The organism is Stutzerimonas kunmingensis, assembly GCF_021432085.1.
In the GTDB taxonomy this organism is placed as follows: domain Bacteria; phylum Pseudomonadota; class Gammaproteobacteria; order Pseudomonadales; family Pseudomonadaceae; genus Stutzerimonas.
In genome coordinates, this window is the sequence record NZ_CP090366.1 from 4,043,235 (window position 1) to 4,069,494 (window position 26,260).

26 protein-coding genes and 1 pseudogene are annotated in these 26,260 nt (G+C 65.4%); 24 read left to right on the plus strand and 3 right to left on the minus strand.

Annotated elements, in window-relative coordinates:
* Window positions 1-54 precede the first annotated feature (54 nt).
* The 23 genes and pseudogenes from LW136_RS19295 to LW136_RS19405 all read left to right on the plus strand — a co-directional run bounded on the left by LW136_RS19295 (window position 55) and on the right by LW136_RS19405 (window position 21,122).
* Window positions 55-1,845: an SLC13 family permease gene (locus LW136_RS19295; RefSeq protein ID WP_102832884.1), complete on the plus strand. Its 1,791-nt coding sequence runs from the start codon at window positions 55-57 to the stop codon at window positions 1,843-1,845.
* 93 nt (window positions 1,846-1,938) lie between these two features.
* The gene (locus tag LW136_RS19300) at window positions 1,939-3,216 is read left to right on the plus strand and encodes a bifunctional O-acetylhomoserine aminocarboxypropyltransferase/cysteine synthase (protein ID WP_234173665.1); all 1,278 of its coding nucleotides are present in this window, start codon (window positions 1,939-1,941) and stop codon (window positions 3,214-3,216) included.
* Between the two features lie 62 nt (window positions 3,217-3,278).
* A complete protein-coding gene (gene trxC / locus LW136_RS19305) occupies window positions 3,279-3,716 on the plus strand; it encodes a thioredoxin TrxC (RefSeq protein ID WP_234173667.1) in 438 nt (145 codons plus the stop codon).
* A 196-nt stretch (window positions 3,717-3,912) separates the two neighbouring features.
* Entirely contained in the window at window positions 3,913-4,635 is a 723-nt protein-coding gene (locus tag LW136_RS19310) for a beta-ketoacyl synthase chain length factor (protein WP_023446004.1), read from the plus strand.
* Window positions 4,611-5,419: pseudogene (locus LW136_RS19315) on the plus strand (lysophospholipid acyltransferase family protein). The gene LW136_RS19310 and the pseudogene LW136_RS19315 overlap by 25 nt, the downstream one beginning before the upstream one ends.
* Window positions 5,397-5,663: a phosphopantetheine-binding protein gene (locus LW136_RS19320; RefSeq protein ID WP_234173668.1), complete on the plus strand. Its 267-nt coding sequence runs from the start codon at window positions 5,397-5,399 to the stop codon at window positions 5,661-5,663. Before LW136_RS19315 ends, LW136_RS19320 begins: the two are co-directional and overlap by 23 nt.
* Window positions 5,664-5,675: 12 nt before the next feature.
* Window positions 5,676-5,933, plus strand: coding sequence for an acyl carrier protein (locus LW136_RS19325; protein ID WP_179484945.1), 258 nt, complete (start codon window positions 5,676-5,678; stop codon window positions 5,931-5,933).
* A gap of 66 nt (window positions 5,934-5,999) precedes the next feature.
* Entirely contained in the window at window positions 6,000-6,575 is a 576-nt protein-coding gene (locus LW136_RS19330) for a COG4648 family protein (RefSeq protein WP_234173669.1), read from the plus strand.
* Window positions 6,572-8,248, plus strand: coding sequence for an ApeI family dehydratase (locus LW136_RS19335; RefSeq protein ID WP_234173675.1), 1,677 nt, complete (start codon window positions 6,572-6,574; stop codon window positions 8,246-8,248). Before LW136_RS19330 ends, LW136_RS19335 begins: the two co-directional genes overlap by 4 nt.
* Window positions 8,249-8,304: 56 nt before the next feature.
* Window positions 8,305-9,057 (plus strand): glycosyltransferase family 2 protein, encoded by a 753-nt coding sequence (locus LW136_RS19340; RefSeq protein ID WP_234175286.1) that lies wholly within the window; start codon window positions 8,305-8,307, stop codon window positions 9,055-9,057.
* Entirely contained in the window at window positions 9,054-9,998 is a 945-nt protein-coding gene (locus LW136_RS19345; protein ID WP_234173680.1) for an LpxL/LpxP family acyltransferase, read from the plus strand. Before LW136_RS19340 ends, LW136_RS19345 begins: the two co-directional genes overlap by 4 nt.
* Window positions 9,991-11,523, plus strand: coding sequence for an HAL/PAL/TAL family ammonia-lyase (locus LW136_RS19350; RefSeq protein ID WP_234173682.1), 1,533 nt, complete (start codon window positions 9,991-9,993; stop codon window positions 11,521-11,523). Before LW136_RS19345 ends, LW136_RS19350 begins: the two co-directional genes overlap by 8 nt.
* Complete coding sequence (locus tag LW136_RS19355; RefSeq protein ID WP_234173685.1) at window positions 11,516-11,941, plus strand: acyl-CoA thioesterase; 426 nt, start codon at window positions 11,516-11,518, stop codon at window positions 11,939-11,941. Before LW136_RS19350 ends, LW136_RS19355 begins: the two co-directional genes overlap by 8 nt.
* The gene (locus LW136_RS19360; protein WP_234173686.1) at window positions 11,938-12,549 is read left to right on the plus strand and encodes an outer membrane lipoprotein carrier protein LolA; all 612 of its coding nucleotides are present in this window, start codon (window positions 11,938-11,940) and stop codon (window positions 12,547-12,549) included. The genes LW136_RS19355 and LW136_RS19360 overlap by 4 nt, the downstream gene beginning before the upstream one ends.
* The gene (locus LW136_RS19365) at window positions 12,539-14,884 is read left to right on the plus strand and encodes an MMPL family transporter (RefSeq protein WP_234173687.1); all 2,346 of its coding nucleotides are present in this window, start codon (window positions 12,539-12,541) and stop codon (window positions 14,882-14,884) included. The genes LW136_RS19360 and LW136_RS19365 overlap by 11 nt, the downstream gene beginning before the upstream one ends.
* Window positions 14,871-16,121: an NAD(P)/FAD-dependent oxidoreductase gene (locus LW136_RS19370; RefSeq protein WP_234173690.1), complete on the plus strand. Its 1,251-nt coding sequence runs from the start codon at window positions 14,871-14,873 to the stop codon at window positions 16,119-16,121. The genes LW136_RS19365 and LW136_RS19370 overlap by 14 nt, the downstream gene beginning before the upstream one ends.
* A 10-nt stretch (window positions 16,122-16,131) precedes the next feature.
* Complete coding sequence (locus LW136_RS19375; RefSeq protein WP_234173691.1) at window positions 16,132-16,641, plus strand: DUF3261 domain-containing protein; 510 nt, start codon at window positions 16,132-16,134, stop codon at window positions 16,639-16,641.
* Window positions 16,638-17,834 carry a beta-ketoacyl-[acyl-carrier-protein] synthase family protein gene (locus tag LW136_RS19380; protein WP_234173694.1) on the plus strand — a complete coding sequence of 399 codons (1,197 nt, stop codon included), beginning with the start codon at window positions 16,638-16,640 and terminating at the stop codon, window positions 17,832-17,834. The genes LW136_RS19375 and LW136_RS19380 overlap by 4 nt, the downstream gene beginning before the upstream one ends.
* Window positions 17,831-18,283, plus strand: coding sequence for a hotdog family protein (locus tag LW136_RS19385; RefSeq protein WP_023446018.1), 453 nt, complete (start codon window positions 17,831-17,833; stop codon window positions 18,281-18,283). Before LW136_RS19380 ends, LW136_RS19385 begins: the two co-directional genes overlap by 4 nt.
* Window positions 18,280-19,008, plus strand: a complete 729-nt coding sequence (fabG, locus tag LW136_RS19390; protein ID WP_234173697.1) for a 3-oxoacyl-ACP reductase FabG — start codon at window positions 18,280-18,282, stop codon at window positions 19,006-19,008. Before LW136_RS19385 ends, fabG begins: the two co-directional genes overlap by 4 nt.
* Window positions 19,008-20,240, plus strand: a complete 1,233-nt coding sequence (locus LW136_RS19395; RefSeq protein WP_125896747.1) for a beta-ketoacyl-ACP synthase — start codon at window positions 19,008-19,010, stop codon at window positions 20,238-20,240. The genes fabG and LW136_RS19395 overlap by 1 nt, the downstream gene beginning before the upstream one ends.
* A gap of 30 nt (window positions 20,241-20,270) precedes the next feature.
* Window positions 20,271-20,711 (plus strand): excinuclease ATPase subunit, encoded by a 441-nt coding sequence (locus tag LW136_RS19400; protein ID WP_023446021.1) that lies wholly within the window; start codon window positions 20,271-20,273, stop codon window positions 20,709-20,711.
* A 120-nt stretch (window positions 20,712-20,831) separates the two neighbouring features.
* Window positions 20,832-21,122 (plus strand): hypothetical protein, encoded by a 291-nt coding sequence (locus LW136_RS19405; protein WP_023446022.1) that lies wholly within the window; start codon window positions 20,832-20,834, stop codon window positions 21,120-21,122.
* A gap of 21 nt (window positions 21,123-21,143) precedes the next feature.
* Here LW136_RS19405 and LW136_RS19410 read toward each other — a convergent pair whose 3' ends face one another.
* Window positions 21,144-22,043, minus strand: coding sequence for a LysR family transcriptional regulator (locus LW136_RS19410; protein WP_234173700.1), 900 nt, complete (start codon window positions 22,041-22,043; stop codon window positions 21,144-21,146).
* A gap of 227 nt (window positions 22,044-22,270) precedes the next feature.
* Here LW136_RS19410 and LW136_RS19415 point away from each other — a divergent pair, with 227 nt between their 5' ends.
* On the plus strand, window positions 22,271-23,497 hold the full coding sequence (locus tag LW136_RS19415; RefSeq protein WP_234175287.1) for an MFS transporter: 1,227 nt from the start codon (window positions 22,271-22,273) through the stop codon (window positions 23,495-23,497).
* A gap of 57 nt (window positions 23,498-23,554) precedes the next feature.
* On the opposite strand, the gene hemE is transcribed toward LW136_RS19415, so the two are convergent.
* Together hemE and LW136_RS19425 are read right to left on the minus strand one after the other, a co-directional pair.
* Window positions 23,555-24,619, minus strand: a complete 1,065-nt coding sequence (gene hemE / locus LW136_RS19420; RefSeq protein WP_230358128.1) for a uroporphyrinogen decarboxylase — start codon at window positions 24,617-24,619, stop codon at window positions 23,555-23,557.
* 139 nt (window positions 24,620-24,758) lie between these two features.
* Complete coding sequence (locus LW136_RS19425) at window positions 24,759-26,177, minus strand: FAD-dependent oxidoreductase (protein ID WP_234173702.1); 1,419 nt, start codon at window positions 26,175-26,177, stop codon at window positions 24,759-24,761.
* Between the last annotated feature and the right edge of the window lie 83 nt (window positions 26,178-26,260).

Below are 26,260 nucleotides of genomic sequence, written 5' to 3' on the forward strand. Positions count from 1 at the left end.
GCCGCGGGCCCGTTGTTTCGACGCGCGCCTCAGTCGCCACCCTTAAGGACGTCCATGCTTCCAGAATCGCTGCCGCTGTTGTTCGTCTGCGCCTTGCTGATCTGGGTATTGGTGGCGTTCGTAAGAGAGAGCTGGAGCCCGGATATCGTCGTGGCGATTGCCGTGGCGGTGCTGCTGGCGACGCAGCTGCTGACTCCCGGGGAAGTGCTCGGCGTGCTGTCCAACTCGGCCCCGGTCACCATCGCCTGCATGTTCATCATTTCGGCGGCGCTCGAACGCACCGGCTGCATCGATGCGCTGGGCAACTGGCTCGGTAATCTGGTGGGCACCAGCCCTACACGAGTGCTGTTCGGCCTGACGATCACCGCACTGGTGATTTCCGCCTGCCTGAACAATACGCCGGTAGTGGCGATCCTCACGCCGGTGGCGATTTCCCTGGCCAAGCGCGCCGGCACGACGCCCTCGAAACTGCTGATTCCGCTGTCGTACGCCACGATTCTCGGCGGCACGCTGACGATGATCGGCACCTCGACCAACATCCTCGTCGACGGCGTGGCGCGCAAGGCTGGGCTCGCGCCGTTCGGCATGTTCGAGATCACCGCAGCTGGGCTGATCATGGCCGCCGCCGGAATGGTCTATCTATTGACCATCGGCAAGCACCTGCTGCCGGAACGCGACACCCTTTCCAAGCTGCTCGGCCCACGCCTGGACCGCAACTTCATGACCGAGCTGCGCGTGCCGTCGAACTCGCCAGTGATCGGAAAGACCCTCGCCGAGGCCAACCTGAATGGCGGCAGCGGGCTGCAGGTGCTGCAGGTAAACCGCAACGCGCAGCTGTTCAGCCGCCCGGAGCATGACTTCACCCTGACCGCCGGCGATCTGCTGATGATCCATGGCCAGGTAAAGGACGTGGTGGAGCTGCGCGAAAGCGGCCACCTGACCTTTAACCGGGGCGACGCCTTCGAAACCATCAGCAGCGAAGACGTGATCCTTGCCGAAGCCATCGTCGGCCGCGGCTCGCGCTACAGCCACCGACCGATGCGCGACCTCGACCTATCCGCGCGCTACGGCATCAGCGTCTTGGCCGTGCACCGGCAGGACGAGAACATTCAGGGCAACTTCGACGATTTCCAGCTGCAGTTCGGCGATGTGATGCTGGTCGAGGGCACGCCTGCGCAGATCAAGCGTTTCGCCGACAACGGCGAGCTGATCAGCCTCAACGCGATACAGGAGCGCGCCTTTCGCCGCGACAAGGCACCGATCGCGATCATCGCCACCCTGGCGGTCATGGTGTTGGCAGCCTTTGGCGTGATGCCGATCGAAGGCCTGGCGATCATTGGTGCGGCCGCGGTGTTGGCGACGCGCTGTCTGGACGTCGAGGACGCCTACAAGGCAGTCGACTGGAAGATCCTCAGCCTGATCTTCGGCATGCTGGCAATCAGCATCGCCATGGACAAAGTTGGCCTGGTACAGCTGGTCGTGCAGAACGTGACGGCCATTACCCCCTGGGCCGGCCCGCTGTTCATGCTGTCGTTCATCTACCTGCTGACCTCGATGCTCACCGAGATGCTGTCGAACAACGCGGTGGCCGTACTGATCACTCCGATCGCAATCGGCCTGGCCCAGCATCTGGGAGTCGACCCGCGCGCGTTCGTGGTCGCCGTGATGTTCGCCGCCAGCGCCAGTTTCGCCACGCCGATCGGCTATCAGACCAACACCTTCGTCTACAACGCCGGTGGCTACCGCTTCACCGACTTCCTCAAGGTGGGCATACCACTGAACCTGCTGTTGTGGGTCGTGGCGACGCTGGTGATTCCGCTGTTCTGGCCGCTCACGCCGCTCTGACGATAAGGCTTGCCCTGGATCATTGACCGTCCAGGCGTTCAGTTTCATGCTCTCGGGCCTTTGCCCCCGACGAACAAGAACAAGGAGCGCACCATGAAACTGGAAACTCTCGCCATCCATGCAGGCTACAGCCCGGACCCGACCACCCGGGCGGTGGCGGTACCGATCTACCAGACCACTTCCTATGCCTTCGACGACACCCAGCACGGCGCCGACCTGTTCGATCTGAAGGTGCCGGGCAACATCTATACACGCATCATGAATCCCACCACCGACGTGCTCGAGCAGCGCGTCGCGGCACTGGAAGGCGGGGTGGCGGCACTGGCCGTTGCCTCGGGAATGGCGGCAATCACCTACGCCATCCAGACCATCGCCGAGGTCGGCGACAACATCGTCTCGGTCGCCAAGCTCTACGGCGGTACCTACAACCTGTTCGCCCATACCCTGCCGCGCCAGGGCATCGAAGTACGCTTCGCCGCCCACGATGACATCGCCGCCCTGGAAGCGCTGATAGACGAACGCACCAAGGCGGTGTTCTGCGAATCCATCGGCAACCCGGCGGGCAACGTCATCGACCTAGCCGCCCTGGCCGAAGCCGCACACCGCCACGGCGTGCCGCTGATCGTTGACAACACCGTCGCCACGCCGATGCTCTGCCGCCCCTTCGAGCATGGCGCGGACATCGTCGTGCACTCGCTGACCAAGTACATGGGCGGCCACGGCACCAGCATCGGCGGCATCGTGGTCGACTCCGGCAAGTTTCCCTGGGCGCAGCACAAGGAGCGCTTCGCGCTGCTGAACACGCCCGATGTGTCCTACCACGGCGTCACCTACACCGAAGCGTTCGGTCCCGCCGCCTTCATCGGCCGCTGCCGCGTGGTGCCGCTGCGCAACATGGGCGCGGCAATTTCGCCATTCAATTCGTTCCTGATCTTGCAGGGGCTGGAAACCCTGGCGCTGCGCATGGAACGCCATTGCGAGAATGCACTGAAGGTCGCCGAGTTCCTGCAGGCGCATCCGCAAGTGGCCTGGGTCAAATACGCCGGGCTACCGGATTACCCCGAGCACGAACTGGCTCGCCGTTATATGGGAGGCATGCCGGCGTCGATCCTCTGCTTCGGTATCGAGGGCGGCATGGAGGCCGGCGCGCGCTTTATCGACGCGCTCAAGCTGGTGGTGCGGCTGGTGAACATCGGCGACGCCAAGTCCCTCGCCTGCCATCCAGCCAGCACCACGCACCGCCAGCTGAATGCCGAGGAACTGGCCCGCGCCGGTGTGTCACAGGACCTTATCCGGCTATCCATCGGTATCGAGCACATCGACGACATCCTCGCCGATCTGGCCCAGGCGCTGAGCGCGTCCAAGGGCTGACTCGCGCTTGATATCCGCCGCCGAGGCTCCACATTAATGGCATACCGCCGTGGAGCCTCGTCATGACCGAATCACTGATCGTCCCCTGCGCGCACTGCGCCAGCCTCAATCGTATCCCCGCGGACCGGCTGCATGACGCACCGCGCTGCGGTCGCTGCAAGGCCGAGGCGTTGCCAAACGCTCCGTTCGGCTTGCAACAGAGCCAGTTCGCCAACCAGATCAAGGGCGACCTGCCGCTACTGATAGATGTCTGGGCCAGCTGGTGCGGGCCCTGCCGCAGTTTCGCCCCGACCTTTGCGCAGGCTGCCAGTCAGCTCCAGGGCCGCTGCCGCCTGGCTAAGCTCGACAGCGAGGCCAATGCACAGCTGTCGACGCAACTTGGCATCCGCTCGATTCCCAGCCTGATCCTGTTCCGCAACGGCCGTGAGGTCGCCAGACAGAGCGGCGCCATGCCGTTGCCGCAGCTGATGGCGTGGCTGGCGCAGCACGGCGTGAGCTGATCACAGCCGCTGGCCGCGGACAGCCGTCGGAGTGACGAGTTCCGCATCAACTGCGACCTCCTATCAGGATATGTATCGCAATGTTTGCCTAGCGTTCATCGCACTTGGATAATGCCCGCACTTTTCGAGCGGCACTTCCAATGCAAGCACTACACGGACGTCTGCACGCCGGTCTCGCTACGAGAGCCGCGCGAGCATGAGCGCTATACGCTTCGACATCGACCAATGGCAGGCCTGGGCTCCGGGCCGCGCCTGCCAGGCCGACTGGTTGCGCTGGGCGAGTGCCAGTCAGTGGCCGGACGATCCCGAAGCGCAGCCGGATGTGTCCTTTCTGCCGGCGATGCAGCGCCGCCGCCTGAGTCGACTGGCACGAATGGTGTTCGCCGTCGCCCAGCCGCTCAGCGAAGGCCGTGCCCCGATGCCGCTGGTGTACGCCTCGCGCCACGGGGAAACCACCCGCAATTTCGCCCTGCTCAGCGATCTGGCCAACGCGCAGCCGCTCTCGCCAACCCAGTTCAGCCTTTCCGTGCACAATGCGATCGTCGGGCTCTGGTCGATCTTCCAGGGCGACCCCAGCGAAATGACCGCGATCGCAGCAGAGGGCGATGGCCTGGAACACGCGGTGCTCGAAGCTGCGCTGCTGCTGAACGAAGGCGCGCCGGCCGTGCTGCTGGTGATCGCCGAAGAATCGCCTCCCGAGGCCTACCGCCCCTGGATAGACGACTGCAGCATTCCCTATGCACTGGCGCTACGCCTGACCGCGGGCGACAGCTGGCAGCTGCAACTGCAGCCCACCGATGAAAGCCCGTCGCAACCGCAAGTCCATGCTCTGCAACTGATCCGGGCCTTGCTCCACGACCACTCCCAATTCACGCATCACTGGAAGACGCGCAAATGGAACTGGCAGCGGACTCGCTGAAGCGACCCAACGCGCCGTGGCTGTGGCGACTCATCGCCACCGGCCTGTCGTTCGCCCTGTTCGGCATCGGCGGCCTGTGCCTGCGCCTGATCATATTCCCGCTGCTTTCGCTGCTCCCAGGTGATGCCGCCACCCACCGTCGCCGTGCGCGACAGACCGTGAGCAGGCTGTTCTGGCTATTCGTGCAGTTCATGTACCGCAGCGGCGTACTGACCTATGAAGTCGAAGGCGCCGAGCGGCTGGGGCGTCCGGGCCAGCTGATTATTGCCAATCACCCGTCGCTGATTGATGTGGTCGTGCTGATCGCCCTGATCCGCGACGCCAACTGCGTGGTCAAGCAGAGCTTGTGGGACAACCCCTTTACCCGTGCCCGATTCGCGCCGCGCAGTACATCAGCAACAACGGCAGCGCCGAAATGCTCGACGAAGCCGCCGAGGCCCTGCAGCAAGGTCAGACCCTGATCATCTTTCCCGAAGGCACCCGCACCACGCCCGGGCAGCCGCCGCAGTTTCACCGCGGCGCAGCGGCCATCGCCCTGCGCGGCGCAAGGCTGGTGACGCCGGTAGTGATCAGCGTGACGCCAACCACGCTGACCAAGGCCGAACCCTGGTATCGCATACCATCACGGCGTTTTCACTTTCATCTGCGCGTGGGCAGCGACATTGACCCACAGGCGTTCGCCGCCCAAGGCGCTGCCCCGATCGCCTCGCGGCGACTGAATGACCATCTGCACCGACACTTCATAGAGGAGCTCGCACTCGATGAGCCAACAACTACAACGTGAAATCAAGCAACTGATCATCGACGCGCTGGGGCTGGAAGACCTCGGTCCGGACGATATTGCCGCCGATCAACTACTGTTCGGCGAAGGCCTCGGGCTCGACTCGGTCGACGCGCTGGAACTGGGCCTGGCGATCCAGAAGCGCTTCGGCATCAAGATCGATGCGGACGCCAAGGACACTCGCAAGCATTTCGCCAGCGTCGACAGCCTGGCGGCCTTCGTCAGCGCCAACCGCGCCATCGCCTGAGGAGTATCTCCCGTGAACAGCCGCAACGAGATTTTCCAGACCCTGCGTGACGCCCTGGTCGAACTGTTCGAGCTCGAGCCCGAGCGCATCACCCTCGACGCCAACCTGTATCAGGACCTGGAGATCGACAGCATCGACGCCGTCGACCTGATCGACCACATCAAGCGCCAGACCGGCAAGAAGATCGCCGCGGAAGAATTCAAAGCCGTGCGCACTGTGGGCGATGTAGTCGAGGCGGTGTACCGCCTGACCAATGCGGAGACAGCCTGACCGACGCGAGCGACCTCACCACACGAGTGGCGCACGGCGTACCCAGGGCATTTCCGGACTTTTCTGATGCTGACATCTCTTTCTAAGATCCCGGCCGGCGTGACGCGGATGGCGGGTTTCGTGCTGCTCCTCATCGGGCTGGCATATCCCTTCGCCGTCTATTTCGGTATCGAGCACCTCTCGCCGCGGATCTTCGCGGCGCTCCTAGGAGCGCTCTGGCTGACCCGCCTGCTGAGTAACGGCGGTGCCACAAGCCGCTGGACGGCCGGCACCGCGCTGCTGTTCTGTCTGCTGCTCGGGCTGCTCGATAACGCCGCCCTGCTGCGCTGGTATCCGGTGCTGATCAACGCGGCCATGCTGGTGCTGTTTGCCGGCAGCCTATTCAGCGGGATGCCGGTCATCGAGCGCCTGGCGCGCCTGCAGGACCCGGATTTGTCGCCTTCAGGTGTGCGCTATACGCGGCAGGTGACCAGAGTCTGGGTAGGCTTCTTCATCTTCAACGGCTCGATTGCTACAGCGCTGACGCTGTGGGCGCCGCTGGCCTGGTGGACACTGTACAACGGGCTGATCGCCTATCTGTTGATGGGCCTGCTGTTCTCCGGCGAGTGGCTGCTGCGTCAGCGTGTGAGGGGGCGCCCGTGAACTGGATTGGGCTGTGCGAACTGCTGGTTCGAAGCGCGCCGCGCCCGGTAACCGACACCCCCACGCTTGCGCTCGATCAGCTGCAGCAGGCAGCGCTGCAACTGGCCGGCGGCCTGCAGCAGCGCGGCGTGCGAACCATCGCTGTGCACCTGGAAGACGCCGGGCAACTGGCTACCGCTATGCTTGGCGCCTGGCGCGCCGGGGTGCGCGTGCTGCTGCCTGCCGACCTGCAGCCGGCCAGTCGGGCACGGCTGAGCCCGTTGGCGGAGCTCTGGCTGACCGATCAGGCGGGCGACGCAGCCCTCGCCGATCTGCAGGCGGCTCCGCTTGCCGCGGCCGAGCTCGATTCAGATCTGCTTGGCCTGACGCTCTGCACGTCGGGCTCCAGCGGCGAGCCCAAGCTGATCGACAAGCGCCTGCATCAGCTGGCCAGTGAAGTCGAAGCACTGGAGGCCCTGTGGGGCGTCGATCTCGGCGATTCCGCGGTGATTGGCAGCGTCGCCACGCAGCACATCTACGGGCTGCTGTTTCGGGTGCTCTGGCCACTCTGTGCTGGCCGCCCTTTTCTGCGACGCGCCCTGCCGTTCGCCGAAGACATGCAACGGGCCAGCCGTGAGCAGCGATCGTTCTGCTGGGTCGCCAGCCCCGCACTGCTCAAGCGCATGGGCGACAATCTCGACTGGCCGGCATTGCGTCAGGTGTGCCGGGTATTTTCTTCCGGCGGCCCGCTGCCAACAGAAGCTGGTGAATTTCTGCATCAGCACCTTGGGCAGTGGCCCACGGAGATATATGGCAGCTCGGAAACCGGCGGCATCGCCTGGCGCCAGAGTGGCGAGCTCTGGCAGCCGCTACCGGGCGTCGAGCTTGCCCAGGACGACCAAGGCGCGCTGCGCGTGGCGTCGCCGTGGCTTGGGCGCGGCCATGTGGAGCAGACCGCCGATGGCGCCGAGCTGCACGCCGATGGTCGTTTCGCCCTGCGCGGCCGCCTGGACCGCATCGTCAAGCTGGAAGAAAAACGCATCTCGCTGCCGATGCTGGAACGTGCGCTGGCCGAGCATCCGTTCGTCCGCGAAGCGCGTCTGGGCGTGATTCAGGACAACCGGGCCTATCTCGGCGCGCTTGTGGCCTTGAGCGATGCGGGGGTGTTCGCGCTACGCAATCAGGGGCGCCGCAGCGTCACCCAGGCATTGCGCAAACAGCTGAGCACCCATTGCGAGGCACTCGCCCTGCCGCGCCGCTGGCGGCTGGTGCGCGAGCTACCGGTCAACCCTCAGGGCAAGTTGCCACAGGCCGAACTGGATGCATGGCTGCAAGCACCTCGTACCCGTCAACCGGAGCGCCTGGCGCTGCAGTGGAAAGACGATCACTGGCAGATCGAGCTGCGCGTGCCGCTCGATCTGGCGCACTTCAGCGGCCATTTCCCGCGCACACCGGTGCTGCCTGGCGTCGTCCAGATCGAGTGGGCGATGGACCTCGCGCGCGAACTGATCGACGACTTGCCGCCACGTTTCGGCGGCATGGAAGTGTTGAAATTCCAGCAGCTCGCCCGGCCCGGCGACCGACTGCAACTGAGCCTGCGATTCGATCATGAGCGCGGCAAGCTGTACTTCACCTATCACAACGACGACAAGCCCTGCTCGTCCGGGCGCATTCTGCTGGGAGCGCAGCCATGACCACTTTGAACGAGCTGCCACCCGTAGCGGCTGCAGCCGCGGTGGTTCGAACGCCCATGCAGCCGGAAGACGACTGGTTCAAGCCCTGCGCGGTGATCCCGGTGTACAACCACGAGCGCAGCCTGCCCGCAGTGGTCGCGGCGCTGTGTGCGGCAGATCTGCCCTGCGTGCTGGTGGACGACGGTTCCTCCCCTGCCGCTGCGGCGGTCATCGACGAGCTGGCCGAGCAAACGGAGGTCTTCCTGCTCCGTCATCAGCGCAACCAGGGCAAGGGTGGCGCGGTGATCAGCGGCCTGCGCGAAGCAGGGCGCCTGGGCTTCAGCCATGCGCTGCAGGTCGACGCCGATGGCCAGCACGACCTGTCCGGTGTCGAGCTGTTCCTCGACCGCGCCAGCCAGGCGCCAGACGCGGTGATCTGCGGCTATCCGCGCTACGACGCCAGCGTGCCCAAGGGTCGCCTGTATGCCCGCTACCTGACCCATGTCTGGGTCTGGATCAACACCCTGTCGCTGGCGATCCGCGACTCCATGTGCGGCTTTCGGGTCTACCCGCTGGAGCCGACATTGGCGTTGATCGACAGCGTACGCCTGGGCCGGCGCATGGATTTCGACACCGAGATCCTGGTGCGCCTGCACTGGCAGCAGCAGCCGATGGTCTGGCTGCCAACGCGGGTGCATTACCCGGCCGACGGCATCTCGCACTTCCGCCTCTGGCTGGACAATGTGCTGATCTCCGCCATGCATGCCCGGCTGTTCTTCGGCATGCTGCTGCGCGCGCCGAAACTGCTCGCCCGGCGCCTGCAACGATGAGCGAAGCCCCGATACCCTCGCACTGGGCCGCGCAGCGCGAACGCGGCAGTTTCGCCCTGATGCGCCTGACCGCCTGGGCGGTGCGGGTGCTTGGCCGGCGCACCATGGCGCCGCTGCTGTATCTGATTGTGCTGTATTTCTACCTCTTCGGCCGCAGCGCCCGTGACAGCGCGCGCCAGTATCAGGGCAACCTGGCGCGCTGGAGCGGTCGCGTCGAACTGCAGCCAAGCACCCGCTCGGTCTATCGCCAGTTCATGAGTTTCGCCGAAGCGCTGCTGGACAAGCTGGATGTCTGGAGCGGGCGAGTCGGGCGGGAACGCCTTGTGATCCACGATCAGGCCAACCTGCACGCCAGTCTCGCCGGGCCGCGCGGTCAACTGCTGGTCGGCTCGCACTTGGGCAACCTGGAGATCTGCCGGGCACTGGCGGAAATGGGCGGCGAAGTACGGATGAACGTGCTGGTACACACCCGTCACGCCGAGCAGTTCAATCGCCTGCTGGACCAGTCCGGCGCCGACAACCTGCGCTTGATCCAGGTCAGCGAGCTGGACCCGGCGACCATGCTGCAGCTGTCCCAGCGCCTGGAGCGCGGCGAATGGCTGGCCATCGCCGGTGATCGGGTGCCGCTGCATGGCGGGCGCACCGCCATGGCCGACTTCCTCGGTCAGCCGGCAGCCTTTCCCCAGGGCCCCTGGCTGCTCGCCGGCCTGCTGGAGTGCCCGGTGAATCTGCTGTTCTGTCTCAAGCAGGACGAGCGCTTCCATGTGCATCTCGAGCCCTTCGCCGAACGCATCCGCTGGCGTCGCGCCGACCGCGACCCGGTGATCGCGCAGGCGGTGCAGCGCTACGCCGATCGCCTCGCCGCGCGCTGCCTGGAGGCCCCCCTGCAATGGTTCAACTTCTATCCCTTCTGGAACACACAGGACCCGCGTCGTGACTGAGCCCGTGATCTTTGGCGAAAACCTTCTGCGCATCGAGGACGTGCTGGCCGTGGCGCAGCGCCGTGCGCCGGCACGACTGCAGGCGGACGAGGCCTTTCGCAGCCGCATCGCCCGTGGCGCACAGTTTCTCGACACCCTGCTGGACCGCGAAGGCGTGATCTACGGTGTCACCACCGGCTATGGCGACTCCTGCGTGGTGGCGGTGCCGCTGCATCAGGTCGAGGCGCTGCCGCAGCACCTGTTCACCTTCCATGGCTGTGGCCTGGGCAAGCTGCTGGACGCCGAAGCCACCCGCGCCGTGCTCGCCGCGCGCCTGCGCTCGCTGACCCACGGCATGTCCGGCGTGCGTGTCGAGTTGCTCGAGCGCATGCAGGCGTTTCTCGAACACGACGTGCTGCCGCTGATTCCTGAGGAAGGTTCGGTCGGCGCCAGCGGCGACCTGACCCCGCTGTCTTACGTCGCCGCTACCCTCGCCGGCGAGCGCGAGGCGCTGTATCGCGGCGAGCGCCGCAGCGCCGCCGAAGTGCACCGTCAGCTCGGCTGGACGCCCTTGACCCTGCGCCCCAAGGAGGCGCTGGCACTGATGAACGGCACCGCGGTGATGACCGGCCTCGCCTGCCTGGCCTATGCCCGTGCCGATTACCTGCTGCAGCTGGCGACCCGTATCACCGCGCTGAACGTGATCGCGCTACAAGGTAACCCGGAGCACTTCGACGAGCGCCTGTTCGCCGCCAAGCCGCATCCTGGCCAGGCCCAGGTCGCCGCCTGGATTCGCCAGGACCTGGCCATCGACGCGCCCGCTGCGCCGCTGCATCGTTTGCAGGACCGCTACTCCATCCGCTGCGCGCCCCATGTGCTCGGCGTGCTGGCCGACAGCTTGGGCCTGCTGCGCCAGTTCATCGAAACCGAACTGAACAGCGCCAACGACAACCCGATCATCGATGCCGACAACGAGCGCGTACTGCACGGCGGACATTTCTACGGCGGGCATATCGCCTTCGCCATGGACAGCCTGAAGAACCTGGTGGCCAACGTCGCCGACCTGCTCGACCGCCAGCTCGCCCTGCTGGTCGACACGCGCTACAACCACGGCCTGCCGAGCAACCTCTCCGGCGCGCCGGCCGCCACGGCGATGATCAACCACGGCTTCAAGGCGGTGCAGATCGGCGCCAGCGCCTGGACTGCCGAAGCGCTTAAGAACAGCATGCCGGCCAGCGTCTTTTCGCGCTCCACCGAATGCCATAACCAGGACAAGGTGAGCATGGGCACCATCGCCGCCCGCGACGCGCTGCGCAGCCTGGAGTTGAGCGAGCAGGTTGCCGCCGCCACGCTGCTCGCTGCCCAGCAGGGCGTCTGGCTGCGTCAGCTACAGGAAGGCGCCCGCCCGCTGCCCGCTCCACTGGCAGCCATGCACAGCGAACTGGCGGAGGCCTTCCCGCCGCTGATCGAAGACCGCGCGCTGGAAGGCGAACTGCGCCTGTGTCTCGAACAGATCCGCAACCGACACTGGAGCATTTATGCGTAAGGATGGCGTACTGCAGGCCGAGGTCGAGATGCTCGTGCCGTTCTTCGATGTCGACTCCATGGACGTGGTCTGGCATGGCCACTACGTCAAGTACTTCGAGGTCGCCCGCTGCGCGCTGCTCGAACGCATCGGCCACAACTACCAGCAGATGCGCGACGCCGGCTATGCCTGGCCGATCATCGACGTGCAGTTGCGCTACATGCGCGGCGCCCGCTTCAACCAGCGCATCGTGGTGCGCGCCGACCTGGTGGAGTGGGAGAACCGCCTGAAGATCAACTACCTGATCCGCGATGCCGAAACCGGCGAACGCATGACCCGCGGCAGCACCGTGCAGGTCGCTGTGGAGATCGCCAGCGGCGAGATGCTGCTGGCCTCGCCACGGGTGTTCGTCGACGCGGTGGAGCGCGCCCTGACATGACACTGACCATCAAGAAATGGCTGACCGCCATCGCCCTGTTAATGGTGGCCAACATGGCCACGGCGCAGACTTTCGACCTGCCACAGCTTGCCGAACAGCTGAGCGGGCCGGCCGTGGTGCGTGGCGACTTCATTCAGGAAAAGCACCTCCGTGCCCTGCCGCAGCCCCTGACCAGCCGGGGCCAGTTCGTGCTCGCCCGCGACCACGGCCTGCTCTGGCTGTTGCAGCAGCCGATCCGCCAGGACTATCGCATCACCGCCCAGGGCATCGCGCGGCGCAGCGAGCAGGGCTGGCAAGCCGTCGACCCGCAGGGCAGTTCGGCCCGGCAGAACCAGCTGTTCCTCGCCGTACTGAGCGGCGACACCCAGGCGCTGCAGCGCGACTTCGACCTGCAGCTGAAAGGCGACTCCGACGCGTGGCGTCTGCAGCTGACCCCTCGCGGCGCGCTGCTCAAGCAGATCTTCGCCGACATCAATATCCAAGGCGGCGAGACGGTGACTCAGATCGAGCTTCACGAAGCCCAGGGCGATCGCACGCTGATCCGTCTGCTCGATAGCCGGATCGACGACAGCCTTACGGCCCGCGAGCAACGCGATCTTGCCGACTGAACCCCTGCAGCCCCGGCGCTGGCCGGCCGCGCTGTTCTGCCTGGCGCTGCTCGGCCTGCTGGCGCTGAGCGCCTGGCAATGGCGCGACGGTCCGCCGCTGAGCGCCAACCTGCTGCAGCTACTGCCAAGCGACAGCCACGACGCGCTCGAGGAGCTGGCGACCGAGCGCATGCAGGAACCCCTCAGGCGCGATCTGATGCTGCTCGTCCGCCACGCCGACGAGCGACAGGCCCGGCAGCTGGCCACGCGCCTGGCCACCGAACTACGCAGCAGCGGCCTGTTCGCCCAGGTGCGCGACACGCTGCAGACCGATCTGCCGGCCGTCACGCGCCAGTTGCGCGAGCAGTCCCTCGGCCTGCTTGCCGGCGCTGATCGCCAGCAGCTGATCGAACATCCGGAGTCGTTCATCCAGCAGCGCCTCGAGCGCCTGTATGATCCGTTCGCCGCCAGCCCGCTGTCGCTCGGGCAGGACTGGTTCGGCCTCGCCGGCCTGGCCCTGCAACGGTTGCCGCAGCTGGGCAATGTTCGCGCCGAGAACGACGGCAGCCTCGTCGCCGAACATGCCGGCCAGCGCTGGCTGGTCGTACATGCGCGTGCGCAAGGCGATGCCTTCGACGAGGGTTCGCCGCAACAGGTGGCAACCCTCGTCGAAAGGGCCCGTGACGACATCGAAGCGGCGGGAGGCGAACTGCTGAGTGCCGGCGGCGTGCTGCATGCTGCCCATGGCCAACGTACGGCCCGCGCTGAGGCGAGCCTGATCGGCAGCCTGTCGCTGGGTACCACCCTGCTGCTCTTGCTCTGGCTGTTCCGCACGCCGCGCATCCTGCTCGCCGCCTTGCCGGTGCTGGTCGGTGCGATGGCGGGGGCCGCCGCCTGCATCGCGCTGTTCGGCCAGATGCACGTACTGACGCTGGTGCTCGGCGCCAGCCTGATCGGCGTCAGCCTGGATTTCCCGCTGCACTTGCTGTCCAAGAGCTGGACGCTGCAGCCTTGGCACGGCCGCCGCGCACTGGGCCTGATCCTGCCGGGGCTGGCGCTGGCCCTGTTAACCAACTTGATCGGCTATCTGGCGCTGGCCTTCACACCCTTCCCGGCACTGACCCAAGTGGCAGTGTTCTCCGCCGCCGGGCTGCTCGGCGCCTTCCTCTGCACCACCTGCCTGCTGCCCGTGCTGTTCAGCGGCCATCTGACTCCTTGGCCGCGCCCGTTGGGCTGGGCGCAGCGCTGGCTGCAGCTGAGGCAGGCGTTACTGGCGCGCATCGCCACGCCCTGGCTGCTGGCCGGCCTGGGACTGTTTTGTCTCGGCGGCGTGCTGCAGCTGTCGTTCAAGGACGATTTGCGCCAGTGGGTCAGCAGCGCACCCGAATTGCAGCAACAGGGTGAGCGCATCGCTGCGATCACCGGTTTCCAGCCCACCAGTCAGTATTTCCTCGTGCGTGCGGAAAATGCCGACACCCTGCTCGAGCGTCAGGCGCAGCTAAGCCTCCGCCTGGACGCTCTGCAGACCGAGCAGCGGCTGGTTGGCTACCTCGCCTTGAGCCAGTTGCTCGCGCCAAGACTGGAGCAGGCACGGTTGCGAGCAGCCCTGCCGCCATTGCTCGCCGCCAGCCGGCCGCTGACGGCGCTTGGCGTCGACGTCGACACCCTGCGGGTCGAGATCGAGCACCTGCAGGCGCAACCGCCGGTGACCATCGAGGCGGCGCTGGCCGGCCCGCTGGGCGAAGCCTGGCGAGCGCTCTGGCTTGGCAAAACGAGCGATGGCGTAGCCGGGCTGATCAGCCTGCAGGGACTGCGCGACAGCACAGCGCTGGCAGCCATCGCCAAAGCCGTGCCCGGCACGACGCTGGTCGATCAACCCGCCAGGCTCAACCAGCTGTTCGCCGCAACCAAACTGCAGGCCGCCGAACTCAAGCTGCTGGCCAGCCTGCTGATCTTCGCCCTGCTCTGTCTGCCGTTCGGCGCCACAGGCGCCTTGCGCTGCATCGCGGTGCCGTTGCTGGCGGCGCTGGCAAGCCTGGCCAGCCTCGGCTGGCTGGGTCAGCCGCTGACCCTGTTCGGGCTGTTCGGCCTGCTGCTGGTCACGGCGATCGGCGTCGATTACGCGATCCTCATGCGCGAGCGGGTCGGCGGTGTTGCAGTCAGCCTGGTCGGTACGCTGCTGGCGGCCACCACCACCTGGCTATCGTTCGGCCTGCTGGCGATTTCCAGCACGCCGGCGGTGAGCAACTTCGGCCTCACGGTCAGCCTCGGGCTGGCGTTCAGTTTCTTCCTGGCCCCCTGGGCCACCATCGAGCAAGATCCACCACATGCAGGGAGGCCCTATGGCGCCGCTTGAGTTGCAACACCGTGAAGTCGTGATCATCGGCGCCGGGCCTTCCGGCGCCATCGCCGGCGCGCTGCTCAAGCGCAAGGGCCACGATGTATTGATCATCGAACGTCAGCGCTTTCCGCGCTTTTCCATCGGCGAAAGCCTGCTTTCCCACTGCCTGGACTTCATCGAGGAAGCCGGCATGCTCGAGGCGGTGCGCGCGGCGGGCTTCCAGACCAAGCACGGCGCGGCCTTCGGCTGGGGCGAGCGCTATACGGATTTCGACTTCCGCGACAAATTCACTGCCGGCCACGGCAGCACCTACCAGGTCCAGCGCGCCGACTTCGACAAGCTGCTGGCCGACCAGGCCGAGCTGCAGGGTGTGGAGATTCGCTACGAGGAAGAAGTCACCGCAGTGGACTTCGACGGCGAACGGCCGTGGTTGCAGATTCGTCGGGCCGACGGCAGCGAGTACCGCGTCGACGCCGCCTTCGTGCTCGATGCCAGTGGCTACGGCCGCGTGCTGCCGCAGCTGCTTGACCTGGAGGCGCCATCGGGCTTCCCGGTACGCCGGGCGATCTTCACCCACGTCGAAGACCGCATCGACGATCCGCGCTTCGACCGCGAGAAGATCCTCATCACCACCCATCCCGATCTGCGTGACGTCTGGTATTGGACCATCCCGTTCAGCAACGGCCGCTGCTCGCTGGGCGTGGTCGCCAGTGCCGAGCGCTACGAAGGCCGACCGGTGAATCTGGATGCCTGCCTGCGCGAGTTCGTCCAGGAGGCGCCAAACCTCAAACGCATACTCAAGAATGCCGAATGGGACACCCCGGCGCGCCTGATCGGCGGCTACTCGGCCAACGTCAAGAGCCTGCATGGACCGGGCTTCGCCCTGCTCGGCAATGCCGCCGAGTTCCTCGATCCCGTGTTCTCTTCCGGCGTGACCATCGCCATGCGCTCGGCGCATATGGCAGCAGCCGTATTGCACCGCCAGTTGAACGGAGAAACGGTGGACTGGGAGACCGAGTTCGCCACTCCACTCAAGCGCGGGGTCGATACCTTCCGGACCTATGTGGAGGGTTGGTACGATTGCAGCTTCCAGGACGTGATCTACTACGAACATGCCCAGCCGGAGATCCGCCGGATGATCAGCTCGATCCTCGCCGGCTATGCCTGGGACGAAAATAACCCCTATGTCGCCGAACCCAAACGCCGTCTGCGCGTACTGGCCGAACTCTGCTCGGCGGATGCCGGTGCGTGAGCGGACTGAAATGATACGGCTGCTGTTCGGCCTTTGCTTCGTGCTGCTGGCGGGCTGCGCGGTGCGCGCGCCGCTGCCGGCAACCACGCCAGCGCTGGTCGTGCCGCTGCAGCTGCATGTGCAGCGCCAGGGGAGCGAGCCGGCGGACTGGTTGCTGGTGGTCCAGCGCGAAGACGCCGCACTGCGCTGGACGCTGCTCGATCCGCTGGGCATTCCGCTCGCGCGGCAACAACTGCGCGACGGCGACTGGCACGCCGATGGGCTGCTACGACCCAATCCAGAGGCGCGCGAACTGTTCGCCGCGCTGCTGTTCGCCTTGACCGAGCACGATCAACTTGCCGCCTTGTATGGCAGCGCGGCCGAACAGCATGATCCCTCTGAGCGAAGGCTGCGCCAGGCTGGCGACGTGCGTTGGCAGGTGCGCTATCGATCGGCACAGAGCTTCGAACTCGACGTGGCGCCGGGTCTGACCTATGGTGTCGCCCCCTTGCCCGACACGACCGGAAGTCAGCACCGATGACCGCCTACCTCAACGCCCTCGGCGTGATCTGTGCGCTCGGCAGCGGCAAGGCCGAGGTCGCCGAACGGCTGTTTGCCGGCGATACATCGGGCATGCAGGTTCACCCGCAGCCGGTGGCCGGCCGTCGGTTACCAGTGGGAGCGGCCCGCTGCGCACTACCGGCTTTGCCCTGCGACGATCCGCGTCATGCCACGCGCAACAATCAGCTGTTGCTGGCTGCCGCGCTGGAGATTGAGAGCGATATCCGAACGGCCATCAGCCGTTACGGCCAGAATCGTATTGGCGTCGTGCTGGGCACCAGCACCACGGGCATCCAGGAAGCTGCGCAAGGTATTGCCGGCCTGCTGCACGACGGCGCCTTTCCGCCCGGCTACCACTACGCGCATCAGGAGCTGGCGGCACCGGCAAGCTTTCTCGGTGAATGGCTGCAACTGGCCGGCCCCTGCTACTCGATCTCCACGGCCTGCACCTCCAGCGCCCGTGCGCTGCTCAGCGCCAAGCGCCTGCTCGATGCCGGATTATGCGATGCGGTGCTCTGCGGCGGCGTCGACAGCCTGAGCGATCTCACGCTGCAGGGCTTTTCCGCGCTGGAAGCCACCAGCGAGACGTTGTGCAACCCGTTCTCGCGCAACCGCAACGGCATCAACATCGGTGAGGCAGCAGTGCTGTTCCTGATGACCCGCGATACCGACGGCGAAGCCGACATCGCCCTGCTCGGCGGCGGCGCGAGTTCCGACGCCCATCACATCTCCGCGCCCGATCCCGACGGCCGCGGCGCCCTGAGCGCGATGCGCCAGGCGCTGGCCCGCGCCAACTGCACACCCGAGCAGATCGCCTACCTCAACCTGCACGGCACTGCCACGCCCCACAACGACGCCATGGAGAGCGTCGCCGTCGCCGCGCTGTTCGCCCATGGGGTGGCCTGCTCATCGAGCAAGCCGCTGACCGGCCACACCCTCGGCGCGGCCGGCGCGCTGGAGGCGGCGTTCTGCTGGTTGTCGCTATCTCCCCGGAATCCCGATCAGCAGCTGCCACCGCACCGCTGGGATGGCGAGCCCGATCCGGCGTTGCCGGCATTGCACCTGGTAGCAGCGGGTACCCGAATGAATCCAACGAGGCCGCGACGGATGATGAGCAATTCCTTCGCCTTCGGTGGCAACAACATCAGCCTGATACTGGGGGATGCGCGGTGATCGACTGGCCCATCGCCGAGCTGCTGCCGCATGCCGGCGACATGATTCTGCTCGACGGCGTCGAGCGTTTCGACGACGACAGTGTGGAAACCGTGCTGCAGGTGCGTGCCGACGGCCTGCTCAGCGCCGCCGACGGCAGCCTGCCGGCCTGGGTCGGCGTGGAGATCATGGCGCAGAGCGTCGCCGCCTTCGCCGGCTGCCATGCACGCCAGGCCGGCCAACCGGTGGAGCTGGGCTTTCTGCTCGGTACCCGTAGCTACCAGTGCAATGTCGAAGCGTTTCCGGCTGGCGCCGACCTGCGCGTCCGTGCCCATCGCTCTCTGCAGGACGATAACGGCATGGGCGTCTTCGAATGTCATCTCGACGGGCCCGGCATCCATGCCGAGGCCCGCCTGAACGTGTTCCGCCCGCCCGAAGTGGCGAGTTACCTACAAGAGTCTGCCCCATGAGTGAAACCGTCCTCGTCACCGGCTCCAGTCGCGGCATCGGTCGCGCCATCGCGCTGCGTCTGGCCCAGGCTGGCCACGACATCGTGCTGCACTGCCGCTCGCGCCGCGACCAGGCCGAAGTGGTCCAGGCCGAGATCCAGGAGATGGGTCGCAGCGCGCGCATCCTCCAATTCGACATCGCCGACCGCGCCGCTTGCCGGCGTGAGCTGGAAGCCGACGTCGAAGCGCACGGCGCCTACTACGGGGTGGTCTGCAACGCCGGCCTGACCCGCGACGGCGCCTTCCCGGCGCTGACCGACGATGACTGGGACCAGGTACTGCGCACCAACCTGGACGGTTTCTACAACGTGCTGCAGCCGCTGAGCATGCCGATGATTCGCCGCCGCCAGCCGGGGCGCATCGTCTGCATCACCTCGGTTTCCGGCCTGATCGGCAACCGCGGCCAGGTCAACTACAGCGCTTCGAAGGCCGGCGTCATCGGTGCGGCCAAGGCCTTGGCGGTGGAGCTGGGCAAGCGCAGGATCACCGTCAACTGCGTTGCACCCGGGCTGATCGATACCGATATGCTCGATGCCGAACTGCCCATCGAAGAAATGCTGAAGATGGTTCCGGCGCAGCGCATGGGCACCCCGGAAGAGGTCGCCGGTGCGGTGAATTTCCTCATGTCCGCCGAGGCGGCGTATATCACCCGGCAGGTCATCGCCGTCAACGGAGGGCTGTGCTGATGGGCGGCAGACGTGTAGTCGTCACCGGCATGGCCGGCATCACCTCGCTGGGCAGTGACTGGGCAAGCATCGAAGCCAAATTCAGCGCTAACCGTAGCGGCATCCGCCGCATGCATGAATGGGATCGCTTCACCGAGCTGAACACCCGGCTGGCCGGTCCCGTGGACGACTTCGTCGTACCGGCGCACTGGACGCGCAAGCAACTGCGCAGCATGGGGCGCGTATCAAGGCTGTCGGTGCTGGCCGCCGAGCGGGCACTGGCCGATGCCGGCCTGCTGGACGACGCCTCGATCCGAGATGGTCGCATGGGTGTCGCCTGCGGTTCGTCCACCGGCAGCACCGAGGAGATCAAGGCGTTCGGCAACATGCTGCTGAATTCGGTGGCAGACGGGCTCAATGCCAATTCGTACATCCGCATGATGCCGCACACCACGGCGGCCAATATCAGCATCTTTTTCGGCCTCACCGGCCGGGTGATCCCCACCTCCAGCGCTTGTACCAGCGGCAGCCAGGGCATCGGCTACGCCTACGAGGCGATCAAGTTCGGTCGGCTGCCGCTGATGCTCGCCGGCGGTGCCGAGGAGCTGTGCGCCACCGAGGCCATGGTCTTCGACGCGCTCTACGCCACCAGCCTGAAGAATGACGCACCGCATACCTCGCCACGCCCCTACGACAGCGACCGGGACGGCCTGGTGATCGGCGAAGGCGCCGGCATGCTGGTGCTCGAGGAGCTGGAACATGCGCTCGCCCGGGGCGCGACGATTCACGCCGAACTGGTCGGTTTCGGCAGCAACGCCGACGGCCAGCACGCCACCAAGCCCGAGCAGCTGACCATGCGCCGGGCCATGGAGCTGGCTCTGGAAGATGCCGGGCTCGCACCGGCGGCCATCGGTTACGTGAACGGCCATGGCACCGCCACCGAGCAGGGCGACATCGCCGAAACCCAGGCGACCCAGGCACTGTTCGGCAGCAGCATGCCGATCAGCTCGCAGAAGTCTTATCTCGGCCACACACTGGGCGCGTGCGGGGCGCTGGAGTCCTGGTTCAGCATCGAGATGATGAACCGCGATCGTTACATCCATACGCTCAATCTGGATTCGGTCGACCCGCGCTGCGGCGAGCTCGACTATCTGCAGGGTGCGCCGCGCGTCATGCAGCACGAATATGTAATGAACAACAATTTCGCCTTTGGCGGGATCAATACCTCGCTGATCTTCCGCCGCTGGGCCTGATCTTCACCCACAACCGCAAGGAAAAAGCCGATGAGAGCAACCGCATGGATAGGCACAGCGCTGACGCTTCTGGTGCTGCCAGGCATCAGCCAGGCCCGTGATACCACCCACTACCTGCCGTTCGACGCCGTTGTCGCCGAAGCCACCCAGGCCGGCCGCCTGGATGGCAGCGTCAAGTTCTACCTGGCCGGCAAGACGCCGAAGAATGCCAAGGTCGTGCGTAGCGGTGTTACCACCAGCAAGAAGACCAACGCCTTCAACAAGACGGACGAAGGCGCCTGCAGCTGGGCGCTGCAATCGGCGCTGATCGCCATGCAGCAGGCCGCCAAGGCTGCCGGCGCCAATGCCGTGGTGAACATCGCCAGCAACTACAAGCACGTTGAGTACAAGGACAGCGAGAAATACGAATGCCATGCTGGCGCCATCATGGCTGGCGTCGCGATCAAGGCTGATCTCGCCAACGTCCGTTGATCATCCCGGGCCGATGCGCGGGCTAAGCATCGGCTCTACATGCCTCCATTGATGCCCGTCGGAACGATTGGCGGCGCCGTCGAGTCCACTGAACATCAGTGAACTCGACTGGAGCGCCTCATGTTCGGCAAGTCTTCGCACACCTTCGAAATCAACTACATCTACCAGAACGACCCACGCGCCGAGACCTACGACGCGGATGTCGACAGCCTGTCCCAGGGTGAAGCCGCGCGCCATCTCATCCAATTGCACAATGCCGATGCCGAGAACAGCCTGGTGATGCCAAAGGCCGACGCCGACGAGGCGCGGCTGCTTGAGCAGGCCGAAGTCATGGGCATCACCGATATCCGCGTGACCCGTGTTCCGAAACAGGACAAGGGCGAAACGCCCGCTCATTACAAGCAGCCCTGAACCACCATTGCGGGTGCGGCGTCAGCGCTGCCGCAATGCCTCGCGCGTCACCAGATCCATGAAGGCCTGTGCTAGCGGCGACTGCTCCTGGCGGCGCTTGACCAGCCACACGGCTGTGGTGGCGTCCTGATCCGACAGGGTGCGGAAGCGCACTCCGTCGATACGGATACGGCGAAAGGATGCCGGCAGCACCGACACGCCCAATCCCGCCGCGACCAGTCCGATAATTGTCAGAGCCTCGTTCGCTTCCTGCGCGATGCGCGGGCTGAATCCCGCCTGTCGCGCCAGATTGAGCAACTGATCGTAGAGCCCGGTGCCGTAGCTGCGCGGAAAGAACACGAAGGGCTCGTCGGCCAGCTCCGCCAGAGCCAGGCCGTCCTCCCCTGCTTCGGCAAGCGAATGCCCCGTATGCATCAGCGCTACCAGTGGCTCGCTGAACAGCTCGACGGTCTGCAGGCCCGGCGGCAAGGCAAAGGGACGGATCATGCCGACCTGCAGCGTCTCGTCCTGCACCGCGTCGATCACCTGCTTGCTGGTCATCTCCTGCAGCGCGAGGTGCACCGCCGGGAAGGCCTGGCGAAAGGCCAGAATCGCCCGCGGCAGAATCGACGTAAAGGGCGCTGACGAGGTGAAGCCGACCTGCAACTCGCCGATCTCACCCTGCTCGGCACGCCGCACCACATCGACCGACTTGTCCACCTGAGCCAGCGTGCGCCGGGTCTCGTCGAGAAACAGCCGCCCGGCGTCGGTCAGCGACACCCGGCGGTTGGTGCGGTCGAACAGGCGCACGCCCAGCTCCTGTTCCAGAGCCTGGATCTGCTGGCTAAGCGGCGGCTGAGAGATGCGCAGCAGTTCAGCTGCTCGACCGAAGTGCAGCTCTTCGGCCACCGCCACGAAATAGCGTAGATGTCTCAGTTCCACGTGCGCCCAAACGATTCGTAAAACATATCAATAAGGTCGAATAATATATTGGATAGCTTAAACAAAGCTTCCTATCATTTCGTCCATAAACCCGAACAACAGCAGTCGCGCCCCTTGATCGAAAAGGGATCACAGGCGTAACGGGCTGCTTTTGGCCGGAAAAAGCGAATCGGACAGAGGTCTCCATCGTGAGCAGTACGCACGGCGCCAGTGGCGCGTCAGCAGAGATACCTGCGCCTGGCGCGCCCATCAGCCATACCGAGAAAGGCACGCAGCGCTTCGCGCGCACTGCCCTGGCCCTGTTCGCTGGCGGCTTCGCCACCTTCGCCCTGCTGTACTGCGTGCAGCCGATGATGCCCATGCTGTCGCAGGCGTTCGGCATCAACGCAGCGCAGAGCAGCCTGATCCTTTCGCTCTCGACCCTGACACTGGCCGTCGGGTTGCTGATCACCGGACCGATCTCCGATGCCATCGGCCGCAAGCAGGTGCTGGTCGTCTCCCTGCTCGCTGCCGCCGTGTTCACCGTCGGCAGTGCACTCGCACCTAGCTGGGAAGGCGTACTGCTGATGCGCGCGCTGGTGGGCTTGGCGCTCAGCGGGGTGGCTGCGGTGGCCATGACCTACTTGAGCGAAGAGATTCACCCGCACCACCTCGGCCTGGCGATGGGGCTGTATATCGGCGGCAATGCCATCGGCGGCATGAGCGGACGCTTGCTGAGCGGCGTGCTGGTGGACTACCTGTCGTGGCACAGCGTGCTCGGAGTGATGGGCGGTCTGGCGCTACTGGCGGCGCTGTTGCTCTGGCGCTTCCTGCCGGAGTCGCGGCACTTCCACCCACGCCCGTTGGGCCTACGCGGCTTGCTGCAGGGCTACACGCTGCATTTTCGCGATGCCGGCCTGCCGTGGCTGTTCCTGCAGGGGTTCCTGCTGATGGGCAGCTTCGTCACGCTGTACAACTACATCGGCTATCGGCTGATTGCCGAGCCGTTCCACCTCAGCCAGACCATGATCGGCCTGCTGGCGGTGCTCTATCTGTCGGGCATCTACAGTTCGGCACAGGTGGGCGCGCTCGCTGATCGCTTCGGCCGGCGCCGAGTGTTCTGGCTGGTAATCGCCCTCATGTTGGCAGGCGTGGCCCTGACCCTGTTCGACAGACTGCCGCTGGTATTGCTGGGCATGCTGCTGTTCACCTTCGGTTTCTTTGGCGCCCATTCGGTGGCCAGCAGCTGGATCGGCCGCCGCGCCCAACAGGCTCGCGGCCAGGCGTCTTCGCTCTATCTGTTCAGCTACTACCTGGGCTCGAGCATCGCCGGCACGCTGGGCGGCGTCTTCTGGCACGCTGCCGGCTGGGACGGCGTAGGTCTATTCATCGCCTCGCTGTTGCTGATCGCCCTCGCCGTGGCCCTGCACCTGGCGCGCCTGCGCCCACTGCCGGAGCCACAAGCGGCTCACTGAGCCGGTAAAGCAAAACGCCCCGCAAATGCGGGGCGTTTTCCTGGAGCCGCTGGCAAATCAGCCGTGGTACTGCGCCGACAGCTCGTGGACCGACTCGATGAAGGCGCCGGCATGAGCGGGATCGACTTCCGGCGTGATGCCGTGGCCAAGGTTGAACACGTGGCCTTCGCCATGGCCGAAACTGGCCAGGATGCGCGCCACTTCGGCGCGGATGGCGTCGGGCTTGGCATAGAGCACGCTCGGGTCCATGTTGCCCTGCAGCGCCACCTTGCCGCCGACACGGCGGCGTGCCTCGCCGATATCGCACGTCCAATCCAGACCCAGCGCTTCTACGCCCGAGTCGGCCATCGATTCCAGCCAGAGGCCGCCGCCCTTGGTGAACATGATGACCGGCACGCGGCGGCCGTCATGCTCACGAATCAGACCGTCGACGATCTTGCGCATGTAGGCCAGGGAGAACTCCTGATAGGCCGCCGCCGACAGGCTGCCACCCCAGGAATCGAAGATCTGCACCACCTGGGCGCCGGCGAGAATCTGGCCGTTGAGGTAGCTGGTGACCGACTGCGCCAGCTTGTCCAGCAGCGCGTGCATCGCCTGCGGGTTCTCGTAGAGCATCGCCTTGGACTTGCGGAAATCCTTCGACGAGCCGCCCTCGACCATGTAGGTCGCCAGGGTCCAGGGGCTGCCGGAGAAACCGATCAGCGGCACGCGGCCATTGAGTTCGCGGCGGATGGTACGCACTGCGTCCATCACATAGCCCAGGTCCTTCTCCGGATCGGGAATTGGCAGCGCCTCGATGTCCGCAACGCTACTCACCACCTTTTTGAAGCGCGGCCCTTCGCCGGTCTCGAAGTACAGGCCCAAACCCATGGCGTCCGGCACGGTGAGGATGTCGGAGAACAGGATCGCGGCATCCAGCGGATAGCGATCCAGCGGCTGCAGCGTCACCTCGCAAGCGAGTTCGGGATTCATGCACAGGCTCATGAAGTCACCGGCCTTGGCGCGGCTGGCCCGGTACTCGGGCAGATAGCGGCCGGCCTGGCGCATCATCCACACCGGGGTGGCGTCGACAGGCTGCTTGAGCAGGGCACGAAGGAAGCGGTCGTTCTTCAAGACGGTCATGGCAGGGTTCCAGCGTAAAAGTGCCGTGCATTGTCGCAAAGCAGAAAAAAAAAGGCACGGCGAGCGCCGTGCCATTTAGCTATGGGCTTGATTCAAATCAGGCCACTCCGGGCGCCCTTCGATGCCCGGCAATGCCCGATCAGACGCCGAGATAATCCATGATGCCTTCGGCAGCCTGACGACCTTCGAAGATCGCCGTCACCACCAGATCGGAGCCGCGGACCATGTCGCCGCCGGCGAATATCTTCGGGTTGCTGGTCTGGTGCTTGAACTGACCCACCTCGGGTGCCACGACGCGGCCCTGGTTGTCGATCTGGATGCCCTGGGCTTCGAACCACGGCGCCGGGCTCGGACGGAAACCAAAGGCGATGACCACGGCATCGGCCGGCAGCACCTGCTCGGAACCCGGAATCGGCTCCGGGCTGCGGCGACCGCGGGCGTCTGGTGCGCCGAGACGTGTCTCGACCACCTTTACACCCTCAACCTTGCCTTCGCCGACGATCGCGATGGGTTGGCGGTTGAAGAGGAACTTCACGCCCTCTTCCTTGGCGTTCTTCACTTCGCGGCGCGAGCCCGGCATGTTCGCCGCATCACGACGGTAGGCGCAGGTCACGCTCTTCGCACCCTGGCGAATGGAGGTGCGGTTGCAGTCCATCGCGGTATCACCGCCGCCCAGCACCACGACCTTCTTGCCCTTCATGTCGATGAAGTCTTCGGCAGACTTCTCGAAGCCGAGGTTGCGGTTGACGTTGGCGATGAGGAAATCCAGCGCGTCGTACACGCCCGGCAGGTCTTCACCCGGGAAACCACCCTTCATGTAGGTGTAGGTGCCCATGCCCATGAACACGGCGTCATAATCGGCCAGCAGCTGGTCGATGGTGATGTCCTTGCCTACCTCGGTGTTAAGACGGAATTCGATGCCCATGCCGCCGAAGATGTCGCGACGACGGCTGAGTACGGTCTTCTCCAGCTTGAACTCGGGAATGCCGAAGGTCAGCAGACCGCCGATCTCGGGGTTCTTGTCGAACACCACCGGGGTTACGCCGTTGCGCACGAGAATATCGGCACAGCCCAGCCCTGCCGGGCCGGCACCGATGATCGCGACTTTCTTGCCGGTCGGCTTGACCTTGGACATGTCGGGCCGCCAGCCCATGGCGAAGGCGGTATCGGCGATGTACTTCTCCACCGAGCCGATGGTCACCGCACCAAAGCCATCATTCAGGGTGCAGGCGCCCTCGCAGAGGCGATCCTGCGGGCAGACGCGACCGCAGACTTCTGGGAGGGTGTTGGTCTGGTGCGCCAGTTCGGCGGCCGCGAGGATGTTGCCCTCGGAGACCAGCTTGAGCCAGTTGGGAATATAGTTGTGGACCGGGCACTTCCACTCGCAATAGGGGTTGCCGCAACCCAGGCAGCGGTGAGCCTGTTCGCAGGCCTGCTGCGGCTTGAAGGGTTCGTAGATCTCGACGAACTCCTTTTTGCGCTGGCGCAGCAGCTTCTTCTTCGGATCCTTGCGCCCGACCTCGATGAACTGGAAGTCGTTATTCAGACGTTCAGTCATTTCAAAACCTCTCAACAGCAACCGTAGGCAATACATACGGCTGCAAGACAATCAGGGTGAGCAGCGGCCCCGCGTTGGCTGGG